Genomic DNA, 15,503 nt, shown 5'->3' with positions numbered 1-15,503 from the left:
CTGGGAAAATCCGCGAAACGGATGCTTCCTACTCCCGCTGTGAAACCGGATAAAACCGCGCTAACGCTCGTGAACGGGGTAGTTTACTGTTACAAACGGTTCACGAGTGTGAACACAGGGAAACCGTCTAAAGCGGCGAATTTATGGCCTAACGGCGGACTCGTCGAAATGCCCGCTTTCCCACGGGTAAGGTAACAATACTGGCTAGTTTTACGTCCTTACCGGTTTCTGGTAATTCGTCGGAGTTACGGACGTACGTCTGTAACAGTCATGAGTAGGTCACGTTGAGGTCGATGACGTTGACCGCGCTCCGGACGACCGCCGGAAGTTCCTCGCGGAAGCGCTCCTCGCGGAGGCGACTCGTGGGGCCCGCGACGCTGACCGCGCCCAGCACGTCGCCGTCCTCGCTGGTGATGGCGGCGCCGACACTCCGCAGCCCGTCGAGGCGCTCCTCGTCGTCGAAGGCGATACCAGTCTCCCGAATCTCGGCGAGTTCCTCCCGGAGCGCTTGGCAGTCCGTGATTGTGTTCTCGGTGAGCACGGGGAGGCCGTGGCGCTCGACGATGTCGTCGACGCGCGCCTCGGGCAGGTGGGCGAGCACGGCCTTCCCGAGCGCCGCGCCGTGGAGGTAGATGCGCTTGCCCGCGTAGGTGTCGACGTGGACCGCGTTCTCGCCTTTCGCGCGGTGGAGGAAGACGCCGCGGCCGTGCTCTTCGACGACGACCCCGGAGAGTTCGCCGGTCTCCTCGGCGATGCGGTCGACCTCCGGGCGCGCGACCTCGTAGATGTCCCGCCGGTCGCGGGCGTGGGCGCCGAGTTCCAGGAAGCGACTGCCGACGCGGTACGTACCGTCGTCGTTGACGACGTACTCGTTGCCCTCGAGCGTCTGGAGGTGGTTGTGGACCGTGCTCTTCGGGGCGGAGAGTTCGTTCGCGAGTTCGGTGACGCCGGCGCCCCCGTGCTCGTGCAGCGCCTCGATGATCCTGAACGTCGTCTCGACGGATTTCACCGTCGGGGAGTCCGCGTCGGGCATGCGTAGACGGATAGAGGCCGTTCGTCTATGTAATACTTGTGTTCAGTGATGTGGGATAGTCGTCCTCGAATGCTGACGAAACAGTGCGTAAACCCACCATAACGAACGATAATATGGGCTCCGAACTCGGTGTTTTCTGGCTATTTGGCTTCTTCAGCTGGTTTTCTCGCTCTGTTGGCGAATTAACTCCGCACGATTGAATGAATCATCGTTCGGCATCGTTGAACGTTACGGTCCTCGAACTCCTGTCAGTCTCTGCTCGCCGGCGGCGCCCGCCACGGCAATGATTTATGCAGCCAGTCCCCCTCGTGGCTGGTGATGGCTACAGACGGACACGTACTCGACGGCGTGACGGTGCTCGACCTGAGCACGTTCGTCACGGGCGGCTTCTGCTCGCTGATGCTCGCGAACCAGGGCGCGGACGTCATCAAGGTCGAACGCCCCGACGCTGGCGACGACAACCGCCACTCCGGTCCGCCGTTCGTGGACGGCGAGTCGCCGTACTTCTGGACCGTGAACTACGACAAGCGCAGCATCGAACTGAACCTGAAGACCGAGGAGGGGCTGGCGGCGCTGTACGACCTCGCCGAGGAGGCCGACGTCTTCATCCAGAACTACCGCCCCGGAACCGCCGAGAAACTCAACGTCGCGTACGACGACATCCGCGGCGTCAACGAGGAGGTCGTCTACTGCGCCATCTCCGCGTTCGGACAGACCGGCCCGTGGAGCCAGCGCCCCGGCTACGACCTGCTCGTCCAGGGGATGAGCGGCATCATGTCGGTCACCGGCGAGGCCGACGGCCGACCCGTGAAGGTCGGCCTCCCCCAGACCGACCTCATCACGGCGATGTGGTCGGCGTTCGGCATCGTGAACGCGCTCTACCGCCGCGAGCGGACGGGCGAGGGCGACTACGTCGAACTCGGGATGCTCGACGCCGCGCTCCCGTGGCTCACCAAGCAGGCCGGGAAGGCGTTCGTCGGCGAGGAGCCCCAGCGCATGGGGACGAAGGACCCGGTACTCGCACCCTACCAGACGTTCGAGACGGCCGACGGCCACATCAACGTCGCCTGCCTCAACCAGAAGCTCTGGCGCCTCTTCTGCGAGGCCATCGAGCGCCCGGAACTCACCGAGGACGAGCGCTTCGAGACGAACGCCGACCGCGTCGAAAACATGGACGAACTCGAGGCCGAACTGGAGGGCGTGCTCCGCGAGCGCACAACCGAGGATTGGATGGACGTCCTCGTCGAGGAGGCCGGCATCCCCGCCGGTCCGGTCTACTCCGTCGAAGAGGCGCTCCACAACGAGCAGACCGAGGCTCGCGGCGTCGTCCGCGAGATGGAGGCCCGCGGCAAGACCATCCCCGTCATCGAACACCCGCTGAACTACGAGCAGAGCGAGAGCGGGTTCCGCTCGCCGCCGCCGGAACTCGGCGAACACAACCGCGAGGTGTTCGAGGAACTCGGCTACAGCGAGGCGGAGATAGACGCGCTCGCGGACGCCGGCGTGTTCGGCGAGGACTGAGCGCTTCGGCACCCGCTCGGCATCCGCCTGGCACCCGGATTCTCGTAGGCGACCGGAGTTCGACGCGCCAATCGACCGACTGCTCGCTCCCGCGCCCGAAGTCTTGGTAACGAGCGGTGGAGCACCCTGTCAACTGCCCAATGGCCAATTCTTATGAGGGTGTCCCGCCACCTTTGGTGCATGCTCGACGGTTACGAGATGCACGACCTGACGCAGCCGTGGTCACAGGACACGCCCGCGTGGCCAACGTACGACAACCCGAAAATCTGGTACGAGAAGTCACTGGACACGGAGAAGGTGAACGGCCAGAAGATCGAGTTCATGAACCACACCGGGACCCACCTGGACGGCGAGAAGCACTTCATCGCCCACGGGCGGGACATCGAGAGCATGCCCCTCGACGAGCTCGTCAGCGACGCGGTCGTCGCGGACATCTCCGACAAGGTGGGCGACTACGACGTCTACACCTCGGACATGATCGAGGACGTCTGCGACGTCCAGGAGGGAGACATCCTCTTCATCCACACGGGCTACCAGAAGTACGCGTGGCACCGCGAGGAGGCCGACCCCCACTCGTTCTTCTGCAAGCACCCCGGCCCGAACCAGGAGTTCGCCGACTGGTGCAAGGAGATGGACCTCAACTACCTCATCCTGGACTGCGGGAGCGCAGACCACCCGATGAACACGATCGTCCGCGACGTCCGCCCGGAACTCGCCGCAGAGGCGCGCGAGAAGCACGGCGTCGACGACCTCGACGAGATCTTCCCGCCCGAGGGCTACCAGCTCATGCACACGGAGCTGTTCCCGGAGGGAATCGTCCACGTCGAGAACGCCCAGGTGCCCGAGGAGCTGCTCAACGAGCGCGTACAGATCGGCACGTTCCCGTGGCGGTTCCGCGGCGGCGAGTCCTCCGTCTCGCGGGTCGTCGCGTTCACCGAGGAGTAGCGCCGCAGGCGGTTCGAAAAATCGGATTTCGTTTTTTCGACGGTCGCTCCGTCAGTCGTCGGTGCGGGTCTCGGGGTCCTCGCCAGCGACCGGGTCGCCGACTGCGCCCTCGCCCATCGGTGCGGCGTCCTCGGGCAGAACGGCGTTCATCACGAGCGCGGTGACGCCGCCGACGATGAGTCCGGAGGTCGCGAGCACCTGGATGTCGTCGGGAAGCTGAGCGAGCGCGTCGGAGCGCCACTCGACGCCCACGCCGAGGACGATGGAGGTCGCGATGATGGTGAGGTTACGCTGCGAGAGGTCCGACCCGCGGGTGATGATGCGGAGGCCGATGGAGAAGATCATCCCGAAGAGCACGACGGCGGCGCCGCCGAGCACCGGGTTGGGCATCGCGGAGACGACCGCAGCGACCTTCGGCACGAGGCCGAGGACGATGAGGAACACACCGGTGATGCCGACGACGAACCGGCTGGCGATGCCTGTGAAGCTGATGAGCCCGACGTTCTGGCTGAAGGAGGTGTTCGGGAACGCGTTGAACAAGCCCGCGAACGCGGACATGACGCCGTCCGCGATGAGGCCGCCCTTGGTCTCCTCGCTGGTGGGGTCGCGGCCGACCGCCTCGGTGGTGCCGGCGACGTCGCCGATGGTCTCCATCGAGGTGATGATGTACGCGAACGCGGCCAGGATGATGGCGCTGGGTTCGAAGGCGATGCCGTACTTGAGCGGCGTCGGGAACGAGAACCACGCGGCCGAACCGACCGCCGAGAGGTCGAGCAGGCCCAGCGGGATGGCCGCGAGGTAGCCGACGACGACGGCGATGAGGACGCTCGCCGAGCGCATGAAGCCGCCGAAGAACTGGTTGGTGACGAGCGCGACGACGAGCACGAGCGCCGCGAGCCCGAGGTTCTCCAGACTCCCGAAGGCGTCCGTGCCGGGGATACCGGCGGAGTACTGGATTGCGATGGGGATGAGCGTGAGGCCGACGAGCATCACGACGATGCCAGTGACCAGCGGCGGGAAGAAGTCCTCGACGTCGTCGAAGAAGTAGCCGATGACCACTTCGACGGGCGCCGCGATGATGACGGCGCCGAAGATGGTGGCCAGCCCGTACGTGCTGCCGATGTCGATGAGCGGCGACACGAAGATGGCGCTGGTCCCCATCACGATGGGGAGGCGGGCGCCGACCGGACCGATGGGGAACACCTGGACGAGGGTAGCGATACCGGCGACGAGCAGCGCCATCTGAACGATGAAGGTGATGTCCGCGGACCCGAGGCCGATGGCGCTGGCGATGACCAGCGGGAGCGCCACTGTCGAGAGGAACATCGCGAGGAGGTGCTGGATGCCCAGCGCGACTGCCTCGCCGTTTTCGGGTCTGTCTTCGATGCCGTACCGGACTAGTCCGTTACCTCTGCTCTGTTCTGCCTCTGTATTACCGTCTGGCATGGGGGTACCCACCACGACCCACGATTTAAATATTTGGGCGAATTTCGCCCCTACTCGGCCGAATACAACGGCAGACGCCCGCACGGCCGAACACCTAACTACCGCCGCGAGCAACGACTGCGGTATGTCGACCATGAACGCCGTTGTCCTCGACGAGTGGGGCGGCGAACTCGACGTCAGAACGGTCGAGCGACCGACGCCGGATGCGGGCGAAGTCCTCGTCGACGTTCGCGCCTGCGGCGTCACGCGGACGATAGAGAACGCGGTACAGGGCGGACTCAGCGACGCCGACGAGCACGTCCCGCGGATTCCGGGCCACGAGTTCGCGGGCGTCGTCGCGGAGACGGGTCCCGGCGTCACCAACTTCGAGGCCGGGGACCGCGTGCTCGCGTACTTCTACCTCACCTGCGGGCACTGCGATCGCTGCCGGCGCGGCGACACGAACCAGTGCACGAACTTCGGGGGGTGGTTCGGTGTCCAGCGAGACGGCGCGTACGCGGAGGCGACGACGATTCCCGAATCGAACGTCCTCCCGCTGCCCGACGAAGCGACGTTCGTGGACGGAGCGGTGGCCGCCGACGGCCTCGCCACGCCGCTGCACGTCTGCGAGCGCACCGGCGTCCGCGACGACGACACCGTGCTCGTCGTCGGCGCTGCGGGCCGCATCGGCGTCCACCTCTCGCAACTCGCCGCTCGCCGCGGCGCACACGTACTCGCTGCCGACGTCGACGAGGACCGCCTGGCGTACGTCGACCAGGTCACCAGCGACGCGGTCACGCCCATCGACGCTCGCGGCGACGACTTCGCCGAGCGCGCACGAGCAGCGACGCCCCACGGCGAGGGACCGATGGTCGCCGTGGACACGGTCGGGGACATCGATACGCTCCGGGACGCGTGGGACGCGCTCGCGCTGGGCGGCGACGTCGTCTCGCTGACCACCCACCACGAGCGCTCGTTCGCGCCGCTGCTGAAGGAGTTCGTCGTGAAGGAAGCGAGCCTCGTCGGCTCCCGCTACGCGACGAAGGACGAGGTGGTGCGGGCCGCCCGCCTGCTCGCGGACGACCGCGTCACGGCCGAGTACACCCAGACAGTCGGACTGGACGAGGTCCCGGAGGTCCACGAGGCGCTCAGGTCGGGTGACACCCACGGGATGACTATTCTGGAGCCCTGACGCAGGGGGCGCTCAGGCATCGATGCGCTCGCCGTTCAGGTAGAGTTCGCGGTCGACCGGCACCGCGAGCGAGGCGCTGGCCGGGCAGTTCTCGTCCGCAGTCGCCACGAGTTGCTTGACTTCACGCTCGGTCGCCGGGCTCTCGATGCGCGTGACCTGCCTGAGGCCGCCGTCGAAGCCAGAGTCGACGTCGTCGATGCCGAGGACGCCACGGGGGTCCACGTCGCCCTCCACCTCGACGCGCACGTCGTCCACCTCGACGCCCATGGCGAGCGCGTGCTTCGCCAGCACGACCTGCTGGCAGAACGCGAACCCCGCGAGAAAGTACTCCAGCGGTCGCGGACCGCGGTTCTGGCCGCCGGCCATCGACGCGGGTTCGTCGGACTCGAACTCGAAGTCGCGCGCGGTCCCGCGGCCGTGGTAGTTCTCGACGAGTTCGGTCTCCACGCGGTTCTCGCCGGTCGGCACGCGGTCGGCGTCCGCGAGCGTCTCGAACTCCTCCCAGACGGCCTTCTGCAGGTCCCAGTCGAGTGGCATACCCCTACTCGGGACCACTGGCGGATGAACGTTCGTGCCGGGGCACAAACTGTTTTGAACGGGGACGACCGACCGGAAGTCGTGAACGACGACCTGTCGCGCCGCGCGCTGGCGGCCGTGTTCCCGGCTGGCCTCCCGAACCGTGCGCTCGCGGTGCTCGGCGTCGGTCTCTTCGGCATGGGGCTGGCGGTCGGGAGCTACGGCGCCGCCGTCACGCGACTCCTCGAACGCGGCGTGGCGCCCGGCGTCGCGGGCCTCGGGATGACGCTGTTCCTGCTCGGGCAGCTCGTCGTCGTTGCGCCCGCCGACCGACTCACGCGGACCCGGCGCTCCGCGCTGGTGGCGACCGTCGGCCTGCTCGCCGGCGCGGCCGCCGTCGCACTCTCGGCGACCGGAAGCGTCGGAACCACGCTCGCGGCGCGTGGACTGCTCGGTATCGGCCAGGGCGCGGCGTTCGTCGGCGCGATGAAACACGTCGGACGGCGCACCCCCGGCGACCTCGTGGCGACCGCGCAAGGGCTGCTCGGCGCGCTGTTCACGCTGGGGCTGGCCGTCGCGCTCGCCGTCGCCTCCGCGGCGTTCGAGTACGTTGGCGTCCAGGCGGCGATGCTCGCCGTCGCCGTCGTCGTCGCAGTCGGCGCCGCGGGCGCGCCGTTCCTCGACAGGGGGCAGAGCGAACCGGTGGTACCGCTCCGCGCCTACCTCGCGCCGCTCCGGTCGCAGGTGGGGCTCGCGCTCGGCCTCGGCAACATGGCTACCTTCGGCTTCCTCATCGTTGCGACGACGTGGTACGTCGACGCGCTGGAGGGGGTTCCGGGGGTGCCTGCGACTGCGACGCTGCTCGCGTTCGCGGCGACCACCGTCGTCGGCCGCGCGCTCGGCGGGATGCTGGCGGCCCGGATGGGTGAACGCGCGGTGGTCCGCTGGTCGCTGCTCGGTCTCGCCGCGGCGCTCGCGGGGATGGCCGCGGGCGTCCACTACGACGCTCCGGCGCTGCTCGTCGTCGCTGTCGCGGGGACCGGCTTCGGCTTCAGCGTCCCGTTCGGGCCGCTGTTCGCGCTCGCGTTCTCGAACCTCGCCGACGACGCGGGGGTGACGCTGGTCGTGATGCTCGCCGTCGGCAACGCCGGTGCGCTCGCCTACCCGTGGCTCGTTGGCGAACTCGTGGCGGCGACGGCGACGTACGCGACGGGGTTCGCGGCGATGAGCGTCACCGTCGTCGGCATCTGGGCGCTCTGGCGGCGCGCCATCGGCGGCGCCCCCGAGGTCACGCTGGCCGACTGACGCCCGTTCTCGTGGCCGAAACCGAACACCCTGTGAAGCGACCGTAACCGTCAGTGGGTACGTCGCGCCGAATTCGTGGATACGTCTAAGTGTGCGCGGGTGGAAGGCGTTGGCATGGACTCCGACGACCCGTGGAGCGTGACAGACCGCAACCTCCACGACCGACTCCGGAGCCTCCGGGAGACCGACGCGACGGCGGCCGTCGCAACCGTCGTGGGCGTCGAGGGGTCGGCCTACCGCCGGCCCGGCGCGAAACTGCTCGCGCCCGCCGACGACGACGCGCTCGGCGCCATCACCGCCGGCTGCCTGGAGGGACCGGTCGCCGAACTCGCCGCCGACGCCCGCCAGACGGGGGCTGCGGCCGTGGAGACGTTCGACCTGATGGACGAGGACGAGTGGGGGCTGGGCCTCGGCTGCAACGGCATCATCGACGTGCTCGTCGAACCGCTCGACGACTCCTACGACCCGCTGTTGGACGCGCTCGCGGAGCGCGAACCGGCGACGGTACTGACCGTCGTCGAGAGCGACGACGAGGCCGTCCCCGTAGGCGCGCGCAGCGTCCTCACGGCTGAAGGCTTCCGAACCGGGGACGACCGGCCAGGACTCCCGGACGACGCGCTCGACGACCTGCGCGACGCCGCGGCCGACGCCCGCGAGTCGGGGTCGAGCGGCGGCGTGACCGTCGAGCGCGAGGCGGGCGACCTGCTCGTGTTCGTCGACGGCGTCGAACCCGCGCCCGACCTCCTGCTGTTCGGCGCGCAGAACGACGTCCACGCTGTCGCCCGGTTCGGTGCGGAGGCCGGGTTCAGGGTGACTGTGGCGTCAGCCAGGGGTGCCCGCGCCGACGAGGACGCGTTCCCGCACGCCCACCGCGTCGTCGGCACGCACCCTGACGATATCGGGGACGCAGTCGAAGCTCCCGAGCGCACGTACGCCGTCCTCATGTCACACAACCTCATCGACGACCAACTCGCACTCGAGGAACTGCTCCGGGAGACCGACGTGCCCTACGTGGGGCTGATGGGTCCCCGGGAGCGCTTCGAGGAGATCCGGGACGCGGCCGCCGCGGAGGGGGCGACGTTCACGCCCGAGGAACTCGACCGCGTATCGACGCCGGTGGGCCTCGACCTCGGGGATGGCAGCCCGACGGGCATCGCACTGAGCGTCGTCGCGGAGGCGCTGGCCGTCGCGAACGACGCTGAGGGTGGGCGACTCCGCGAACAGTCCGGCCCCATCCACCCGCGCACCGACCCGACGCCGTGACCGCGCGTCGGACTGTCAGATTCACTAGCTAAGCGGGGTTCGTTCGCTCGCCCGACTCGTTCGCCTCCCGGCGTTCTGGTGGCGTTCTCAACGAAACTATAATGAACAGCCACTACTTTTGAACGTGTACATGAGCAGTGAGAGCAGTTCACAGAGTCTCGACCGTCCGACCGAGGAGCTCACGCTCTCGGTGAACGGCGAGACCATATCGACGACCGTGGAGCCCCGCCTGAAGCTCTCGGACTTCCTCCGTCGCGAGTGCGGGCAGCGCGGCGTCCGCGTCGGCTGCGAGCACGGCGTCTGCGGCGCCTGTACGGTGCTCGTCGACGGGAAGAGCACGAAGAGCTGTCTCACCTACGCCGTCCAGGTCGACGGCGCCGAGGTGACGACCGTCGAGGGACTGGCGTCGGACGGCGAACTCCACCCCATTCAGGAGGCCTACCACCAGGAGCACGCCCTCCAGTGTGGCTTCTGCACCAGCGGGTTCGTGATGGCCACCAAGGAACTCCTCGACCGCAACCCGGACCCGGACAAGCAGGCGGTCAAGGAGGGACTTGCGGACAACATCTGTCGCTGCACGGGCTACCAGAACATCTACAAGGCGGTCGACCGGGCCGCCGACGAACTCGACGGTGCGGCGGGCGCGATGCTCGACGCACCGAGCGACGACATCGAGGACCGCACCGGGGGTGGCGAGTAGATGTCCGGCGCCGAGTCCCCGACCGAACCGGGCACCGAGACTGACACGCACGTCGAGCGCGAATCGTTCGTCGGTTCGGGCCTCGAACGCGTCGAGGACCACCGCATCCTCACCGGGGAGGCCGAGTACATCCACGACATCGAGCCGGAGGGCACCGTCCACATGGCGCTCGTGCGCAGCGTCCACCCCCACGCCCACATCGAGGACGTGGACACGAGCGCCGCCGAGGACCACCCGGACTGCCTCCTCGCGCTCACCATCGACACGCTGAAAGCGGAGTACGAGCCGATGCCCTGCGGCCTGAAGGGGTTCGAGGAGTGGTCGCTGGCCGACGACAAGGTCCGGTTCGTCGGCGAACCGGTCGTCGCCGTCGTCGCGAAGGACCGCTACGCCGCGGAGGACATCGTCGACCTCGTCGACATCGAATACGACCAGCTCGACCCCGTGGTCGACCCGCTGGAGGCCCGCGAGGACGAGACGCTGGTACACGAGCACTACGGGTCGAACGTCGCCGACAGCGAGACGCTTGACTTCGGCGACGTCGAGGGCGCCTTCGAGGACGCGGACAACGTCATCGAACGGGAGTACTCCTGGGGCCGCATCTCCGGGGTTCCCCTCGAGACGGCGGGCGTCGTCGCGACCTACGACACCGACCGCGACGCCTTCGACATCGACTGCAACATCCAGCTCCACACGCTCGTCGACGACACCATCTACGAGCCGCTGGGCTACCCACCGGAGAAGGTGAATCTGGAGGTGCCGCCGGACGTCGGCGGGAGCTTCGGGACGAAGATCGCCATCCACCGCTACTGCACGCTGGCCGCGATGGCGTCCCATCAGCTCGACGGTCGCCCCGTGAAGTTCGTCGAGGACCGCGTCGAGAACCTGCAAGGCGGGGACATGCACTCCTCGGACCGCGACTACCGCGTCCGGCTGGCCTACGACGACGACGGCACCATCCAGGGCCTCGACACGTGGTTCGTCGACGACTTCGGCGCGTTCCCCCACTACCCCGTCAACCAGGCGCTGAAGCCGCTGTCCGTGGTGACGAACGCCTACGACATCGACAACGTGCGCTACGACTACGAGGTCGCGCTCACGAACAAGACCGCCCAGACCGCCTACCGCGGCTTCGGCGTGCCCCCGCACCTCCACGCCCTCGAGATGGTCGTCGACGAGGCGGCCCGCGAACTCGGCGTCGAGGCCTCTGACCTCCGGCGGCTGAACCTCATCCAGCCCGAGGACATGCCGTTCCGCCTCCCGACGCACAACATCTACGACTCCGGTGACTTCCCGGCGGCCCTCGACCGCATCGAGGAGATCGTCGAGGAACGGGAGGTCTGCGAGGGCGGCCTGCTCGACCCCGACGTCGTCGAGCAGAAGCGCGAGGAGGGGAAGTACCGCGGCTACAGCCCCACCGTCCACATCGAACCCGGCGTCTCCGGTTCGGACTGGACGGACCGCCAGCGCACCGACAAGGACGCCCTCGAAGCCCGTGAGCGCGAGGACGTCTCCGAACTCCCCGAGCACTTCCGCATCGAACTGCTCGACGACGGCACAGTCCAGTCGTACCTCGCGACGGACACCTCCGGGCAGGGCCACCAGACGCTCGTCACCCAGCTGCTCGCCGACGGCCTCGGCGTGCTCCCGAGCGACATCGAGGTCGGCTACCTCGACAGCGTCACCGCGCCGACCGAGTACGGCACTGCGGCCTCCCGGATGGCCGTGATGCTGTCGGGCGCCACCGATGGCGCCGCCGAGAAGCTCCGCGAGAACTGTCGGAAGCTCGCCGCTCAGCGCGAGTTCGGCTGCGACGTCGACGACGTCGTCTACCGCGACGGTGGTGTCGAGCGCGCCGACGGCTCGGAACGGCTCACGCTCGCGGAACTCGCGGAACTCGACTCGGGGCAGAAGAACGAGCGACTCACCCGGGTCAGCTACGACTACGAGCACCCGACGACGAGCCTCCCCGAGTTCGACGAGGCGCTCACCCGGAAGTTCCCGGTCTACCCGACGGCCGCGTTCGCCGCGAACGCGCCCATCGTCGAGGTGGACACGAACACCGGCGAGGTCGACATCCTGAAGTTCTACTCGCTGCGGGACTGCGGCACACGCCTCAACCCCACCATCGTCGACGGGCAGGCCCACGGCGGCCTCGCCCAGGGCCTCGGCGCGGCGCTCATGGAGGAGTTCCAGTACGACGACGAGGGCCAGCCACAGGCCATCACGATGTTCGAGTACCTCCTCCCGTCGACGAAGAACATGCCCGACGTCGAACTGGAGCACTCCGAGACGCCGTCGCCGTTCACGGTCACCGGCGCGAAGGGGACCGGAGAGGGCGGCATGATCGACGGCCCCGCGGCCATCGCCTCCTCGATCAACGCGGCGCTCGAGGACCAGCAGTTCGTGACCGACCAGATTCCGATGACGCCCCACCGCGTCCGCAAACGGCTCCGCGACGCGGAGTAACCCTACCCTCCGTTCTGCGTTCGACCGAAACTTCGGACAGCAGTCGCTGTCGAAACAGGAGAACGGAAAACGGACTGGGGGGCCGCGTTACTCGTCCAGGCTGGCCGTCGCGTCCGGCTTCGCGCTGATCTTCGACTCCGCGGGGACGCCCTCGTCTGCGAGTTCCTCGAGGTCGTCGAAGAAGTTGTTGACGAGGCGCTCGGCGACGCTGCCGAGCGCGCGCTGGCCGAGGCTCGCGATGAGCCCCGAGACGTTCGTCTCGGCGTGCCAGGTCGCCGTGGTGCCGCCCGCCTCGTTCTCCAGGAGGTCCATCTCCGCGACGGTCTCGAAGGAGTTCCGGGACGCGTCGCCGCCCGCGTGCATCACGAGACGGTTCGGCGCGTCGGCCTCCACGACGGTCATGTCGACGTCGAACGTCGGCTTGACGCTGCCGACGCCGACGGCGACGGTGGCCGACAGCTCCGACTCCGAGTGCTGCTCGATGTGGTCACAGCCCGGCGCGCACTGCGCCAGGATGTCGGGGTCGGTGAAGTACTTCCACAGCTCTTCCGGTTCGTGATCCGACTCGAATTCGCCTGAGAACTCAATCATTGGTAGCTCGTTTGTGTGCTGCCTGCAGGGAACGACGGGTGTATTCGCCGGCCAGTTCGACCTTCCACTCCTCGTCGGCGTGCATCTCGGGGGAGGGGTCGGCGGCGTCGTTCGCGGCCGCCTCGGCCTCGTCGAGTGCGTCCTCGTCGAGGGTGGTTCCCTCGACGGCCGCCTCGGCGTCGGGGACGTGGAGCGGGACGTCCGCGACGTTCGCCAGCGCGACACGCGCCTCCTCGATCTCGGGGTCCGCAGCGTCCGGGTCGTCCACGCGTACTGCGGTCGCGGCGCTCACGGTCGGGAACGTCTGGGCGGCGCGCTTCAGACTCTCGAAGGCCATCCCCGTCCGTTCGACCGGGAACGGCTCCCGGGATACGGAGACGCCCGTGACGAGTTCCTCCGGACCGAGGTCGGTGAACATGTACGCGATGAAGAAGTCGCGGGCGGGCACGGTGCGCTCGCCGTCGTCCTCGGAGACGATGTGGAGGTCGGCGTCGAGGGCGACCAGCGCCGCGGGGTAGTTGCCGGCGGGGTCGGCCTCCGCGACGCTCCCGCCAAGTGTCCCCCGGTTGCGGACGCTCGGACCGGCGATCTGTTCGGCGGACTGGGGGAGCATCGGCACGACGTCGCGGAGGTCGTCGGCGAACTCCAGGTCGCGGTGGGTCGTCATCGCGCCCACCTCGACCTCGTCGTCGTCGATGGAGACGCCGGACAGTTCGTCGACGCGGTTGATGTCGACGAGGTGGTCGGGCGTGGCCAGCCGGTTGGCCATGATGATGCCGAGGCTCTGGTTGCCGGCGAGCAGTTCGGCGTCGTGGCCGAGGTCCGCCAGCAGCTCCGTGGCCTCGGAGACGGACGACGGTCGGTGGTACTCGAAGGTGGCCGGCTTCATGGCGGCCGACCTCCGGCGTGCGGGGCGCCTCTCTCGTCAGGGGGTGAACGATACCTGCACATGTATCTCACGTGGATATCCGGTAATCCGGTCGGACGATTGTGAAATACGCTCTAGCCAGCTATTAAGCGTTTTGCTAGCCCGTCCCACGGAGTCCCGGTCGGCGAGCAGTTAAGGAACCAGTGGGCCATGGGCAACCATGGCACACGACCTCCTCGTCAGGAACGCTCGCCTACCCGACGGCCGAACCGCGGACGTCGCAATCGACGGAGACGCTATCGCCTCCCTCGACAGCACGAGTGCCGACGCAGCACGCGAACTCGACGCCGACGGCGGCCTCCTCGCGCCCGGGTTCGTCGACTGCCACGTGCACCTCGACAAGGCGTACATCGCCGACGAACTCCCCGACAACGAGAGCGGGACGCTCGGCGAGGCCATCGCGAACATCCACGACAGGAAACGGGAGTACACGGTCGAGGACGTCCGAGAGCGCGCCGGACGAGCCATCGAGGCCCACGTCCGGAACGGCTGCACCCGACTCCGCACGCACGTCGACGTCGACACCATCGGCGGTCTCACACCGCTCCGCGGCGTCGTCGAGGCCCGCGAGGCGTGGAGCGACGTCGCCGACGTGCAGGTGGTCGCGTTCCCCCAGGAGGGCGTCGTTCGGGACCCCGGCACGGCGGAGCTGCTCGTGGACGCACTGGCGGAGGGCGCGGACGCCATCGGCGGGATGCCGGCCAACGAACGCAGCGACGCCGACACCCAAGAGCACGTCGACGCCTGCCTAGACCTGGCCACCGAATACGGCGTCCCAGTGGACATGCACGTCGACGAGACCGACGACCCGACCGCGCGCTCCCTGGAGTACCTCGCCGCGGAGGCTATCGACCGTGGCGTCGAGGACGTGACCGCCGGCCACACGTGCGCACTGGCCGCCTACGACGACGCACATGCCGCTCGGGTCGTCGACCTGCTCGCTGAGGCCGGCGTCAAGATGGTGACGAACCCGCCGACCAACCTGCTGCTTCAGGGCCGCCACGACAGCCACCCGAAGCGCCGCGGCATCACGCGGGTCGACGAACTCCGCGCGGCCGGCCTCACGGTCGCAACGGGCCAGGACTGCATCCGCGACGGCTTCTACCCGTACGGCCGCGCGAGCATGCTGGAGACGGCACTGCTCACCGCGCACGCCGCCCACCTTCAGACGCCCGCCGAGCGCCAGGCTGCGTGGAACATGGTCGGCAGAAACGCCGCGGACGTGATGGGCATCGACCACGGCCTCGAAGCGGGCGCACCGGCGACAGTCAACGTCTTCCCGCCGAGTGTCGAGACCCCGACGGACGCGCTCCGGGAGGGCGTGGCGCCGCGCTACGTGCTCCACGAGGGCAGCGTGGTCGCGGAAAACGAGATTCGGTCGGCGGTGGTGGCGTAGTCGGGTGGCCGCTGGTCAGCGGTGGAAGTCGACGTCGACGTCGCTGGACTCGCGGCTGACTGTCGTGGTCGCGGGTTCCGTGCGGGCGATGGGGCGGCCGTCCCTGAGCACGAGGCGGCGGGGTGCCTGTGTGCGGAGGGCGTTGAAGCCGTCGGGGCTGTCGTAGACGACGAGTGACCCCTCGTTGCCCTCGGCGAGGCCGTAGGCGTCGACACCGAA

13 protein-coding genes are annotated in these 15,503 nt (G+C 68.3%); 8 read left to right on the top strand and 5 right to left on the bottom strand.

Translation table 11 applies throughout. The features are described from left to right. Nucleotides 1-268: 268 nt before the first annotated feature. Nucleotides 269-1,033 (bottom strand): IclR family transcriptional regulator, encoded by a 765-nt coding sequence (locus HALDL1_11530; protein ID AHG04159.1) that lies wholly within the window; start codon nucleotides 1,031-1,033, stop codon nucleotides 269-271. Between the two features lie 318 nt (nucleotides 1,034-1,351). Between HALDL1_11530 and HALDL1_11525 the strand changes: the two genes are divergently transcribed. Further along, nucleotides 1,352-2,554, top strand: a complete 1,203-nt coding sequence (locus tag HALDL1_11525; GenBank protein AHG04158.1) for a CoA transferase — start codon at nucleotides 1,352-1,354, stop codon at nucleotides 2,552-2,554. 180 nt (nucleotides 2,555-2,734) lie between these two features. Next, nucleotides 2,735-3,499, top strand: a complete 765-nt coding sequence (locus HALDL1_11520; GenBank protein ID AHG04157.1) for a cyclase — start codon at nucleotides 2,735-2,737, stop codon at nucleotides 3,497-3,499. Nucleotides 3,500-3,550: 51 nt separating this feature from the next. Here the strand turns inward: HALDL1_11520 and HALDL1_11515 are convergent, their stop codons facing one another. After that, nucleotides 3,551-4,945 (bottom strand): uracil permease, encoded by a 1,395-nt coding sequence (locus HALDL1_11515; GenBank protein ID AHG04156.1) that lies wholly within the window; start codon nucleotides 4,943-4,945, stop codon nucleotides 3,551-3,553. A gap of 124 nt (nucleotides 4,946-5,069) precedes the next feature. On the opposite strand from HALDL1_11515, the gene HALDL1_11510 reads away from it, so the two are divergent. Next, a complete protein-coding gene (locus HALDL1_11510; protein ID AHG04155.1) occupies nucleotides 5,070-6,116 on the top strand; it encodes an NADPH:quinone oxidoreductase in 1,047 nt (348 codons plus the stop codon). 12 nt (nucleotides 6,117-6,128) lie between these two features. Here HALDL1_11510 and HALDL1_11505 read toward each other — a convergent pair whose 3' ends face one another. Next, nucleotides 6,129-6,653 carry an OsmC family protein gene (locus HALDL1_11505; protein AHG04154.1) on the bottom strand — a complete coding sequence of 175 codons (525 nt, stop codon included), beginning with the start codon at nucleotides 6,651-6,653 and terminating at the stop codon, nucleotides 6,129-6,131. 81 nt (nucleotides 6,654-6,734) lie between these two features. Here HALDL1_11505 and HALDL1_11500 point away from each other — a divergent pair, with 81 nt between their 5' ends. From HALDL1_11500 to HALDL1_11485, 4 genes are all read left to right on the top strand, one after another. Next, a complete protein-coding gene (locus HALDL1_11500) occupies nucleotides 6,735-7,937 on the top strand; it encodes a hypothetical protein (GenBank protein AHG05312.1) in 1,203 nt (400 codons plus the stop codon). A 114-nt stretch (nucleotides 7,938-8,051) separates the two neighbouring features. Beyond that, on the top strand, nucleotides 8,052-9,200 hold the full coding sequence (locus tag HALDL1_11495; GenBank protein ID AHG04153.1) for a cytochrome oxidase I: 1,149 nt from the start codon (nucleotides 8,052-8,054) through the stop codon (nucleotides 9,198-9,200). Between the two features lie 130 nt (nucleotides 9,201-9,330). Further along, nucleotides 9,331-9,900 carry a (2Fe-2S)-binding protein gene (locus HALDL1_11490; protein ID AHG04152.1) on the top strand — a complete coding sequence of 190 codons (570 nt, stop codon included), beginning with the start codon at nucleotides 9,331-9,333 and terminating at the stop codon, nucleotides 9,898-9,900. Continuing rightward, the gene (locus HALDL1_11485; protein AHG04151.1) at nucleotides 9,901-12,369 is read left to right on the top strand and encodes a carbon monoxide dehydrogenase large subunit; all 2,469 of its coding nucleotides are present in this window, start codon (nucleotides 9,901-9,903) and stop codon (nucleotides 12,367-12,369) included. An 87-nt stretch (nucleotides 12,370-12,456) separates the two neighbouring features. On the opposite strand, the gene HALDL1_11480 is transcribed toward HALDL1_11485, so the two are convergent. Beyond that, on the bottom strand, nucleotides 12,457-12,960 hold the full coding sequence (locus HALDL1_11480; GenBank protein ID AHG04150.1) for a carbon monoxide dehydrogenase subunit G: 504 nt from the start codon (nucleotides 12,958-12,960) through the stop codon (nucleotides 12,457-12,459). Next, the gene (locus tag HALDL1_11475; GenBank protein AHG04149.1) at nucleotides 12,953-13,849 is read right to left on the bottom strand and encodes a carbon monoxide dehydrogenase medium subunit; all 897 of its coding nucleotides are present in this window, start codon (nucleotides 13,847-13,849) and stop codon (nucleotides 12,953-12,955) included. Before HALDL1_11475 ends, HALDL1_11480 begins: the two co-directional genes overlap by 8 nt. 199 nt (nucleotides 13,850-14,048) lie before the next feature. Between HALDL1_11475 and HALDL1_11470 the strand changes: the two genes are divergently transcribed. Continuing rightward, nucleotides 14,049-15,284 (top strand): cytosine deaminase, encoded by a 1,236-nt coding sequence (locus HALDL1_11470; GenBank protein AHG04148.1) that lies wholly within the window; start codon nucleotides 14,049-14,051, stop codon nucleotides 15,282-15,284. The last annotated feature ends 219 nt before the right edge of the window (nucleotides 15,285-15,503 follow it).

Source organism: Halobacterium sp. DL1 (assembly GCA_000230955.3).
Lineage (GTDB): Archaea > Halobacteriota > Halobacteria > Halobacteriales > Halobacteriaceae > Halobacterium.
This window is presented reverse-complemented; position numbering and strand designations above follow the sequence as displayed.

Coding starts and splice junctions, on each gene's coding strand:
- HALDL1_11505 (AHG04154.1), bottom strand. CDS start 6,653: ATGCCACTCGACTGGGACCTGCAGAAGGCCGTCTGGGAGGAGTTCGAG.
- HALDL1_11495 (AHG04153.1), top strand. CDS start 8,052: ATGGACTCCGACGACCCGTGGAGCGTGACAGACCGCAACCTCCACGAC.
- HALDL1_11510 (AHG04155.1), top strand. CDS start 5,070: ATGTCGACCATGAACGCCGTTGTCCTCGACGAGTGGGGCGGCGAACTC.
- HALDL1_11470 (AHG04148.1), top strand. CDS start 14,049: ATGGCACACGACCTCCTCGTCAGGAACGCTCGCCTACCCGACGGCCGA.
- HALDL1_11515 (AHG04156.1), bottom strand. CDS start 4,945: ATGCCAGACGGTAATACAGAGGCAGAACAGAGCAGAGGTAACGGACTA.
- HALDL1_11525 (AHG04158.1), top strand. CDS start 1,352: ATGGCTACAGACGGACACGTACTCGACGGCGTGACGGTGCTCGACCTG.
- HALDL1_11530 (AHG04159.1), bottom strand. CDS start 1,033: ATGCCCGACGCGGACTCCCCGACGGTGAAATCCGTCGAGACGACGTTC.
- HALDL1_11480 (AHG04150.1), bottom strand. CDS start 12,960: ATGATTGAGTTCTCAGGCGAATTCGAGTCGGATCACGAACCGGAAGAG.
- HALDL1_11485 (AHG04151.1), top strand. CDS start 9,901: ATGTCCGGCGCCGAGTCCCCGACCGAACCGGGCACCGAGACTGACACG.
- HALDL1_11490 (AHG04152.1), top strand. CDS start 9,331: ATGAGCAGTGAGAGCAGTTCACAGAGTCTCGACCGTCCGACCGAGGAG.
- HALDL1_11520 (AHG04157.1), top strand. CDS start 2,735: ATGCTCGACGGTTACGAGATGCACGACCTGACGCAGCCGTGGTCACAG.
- HALDL1_11475 (AHG04149.1), bottom strand. CDS start 13,849: ATGAAGCCGGCCACCTTCGAGTACCACCGACCGTCGTCCGTCTCCGAG.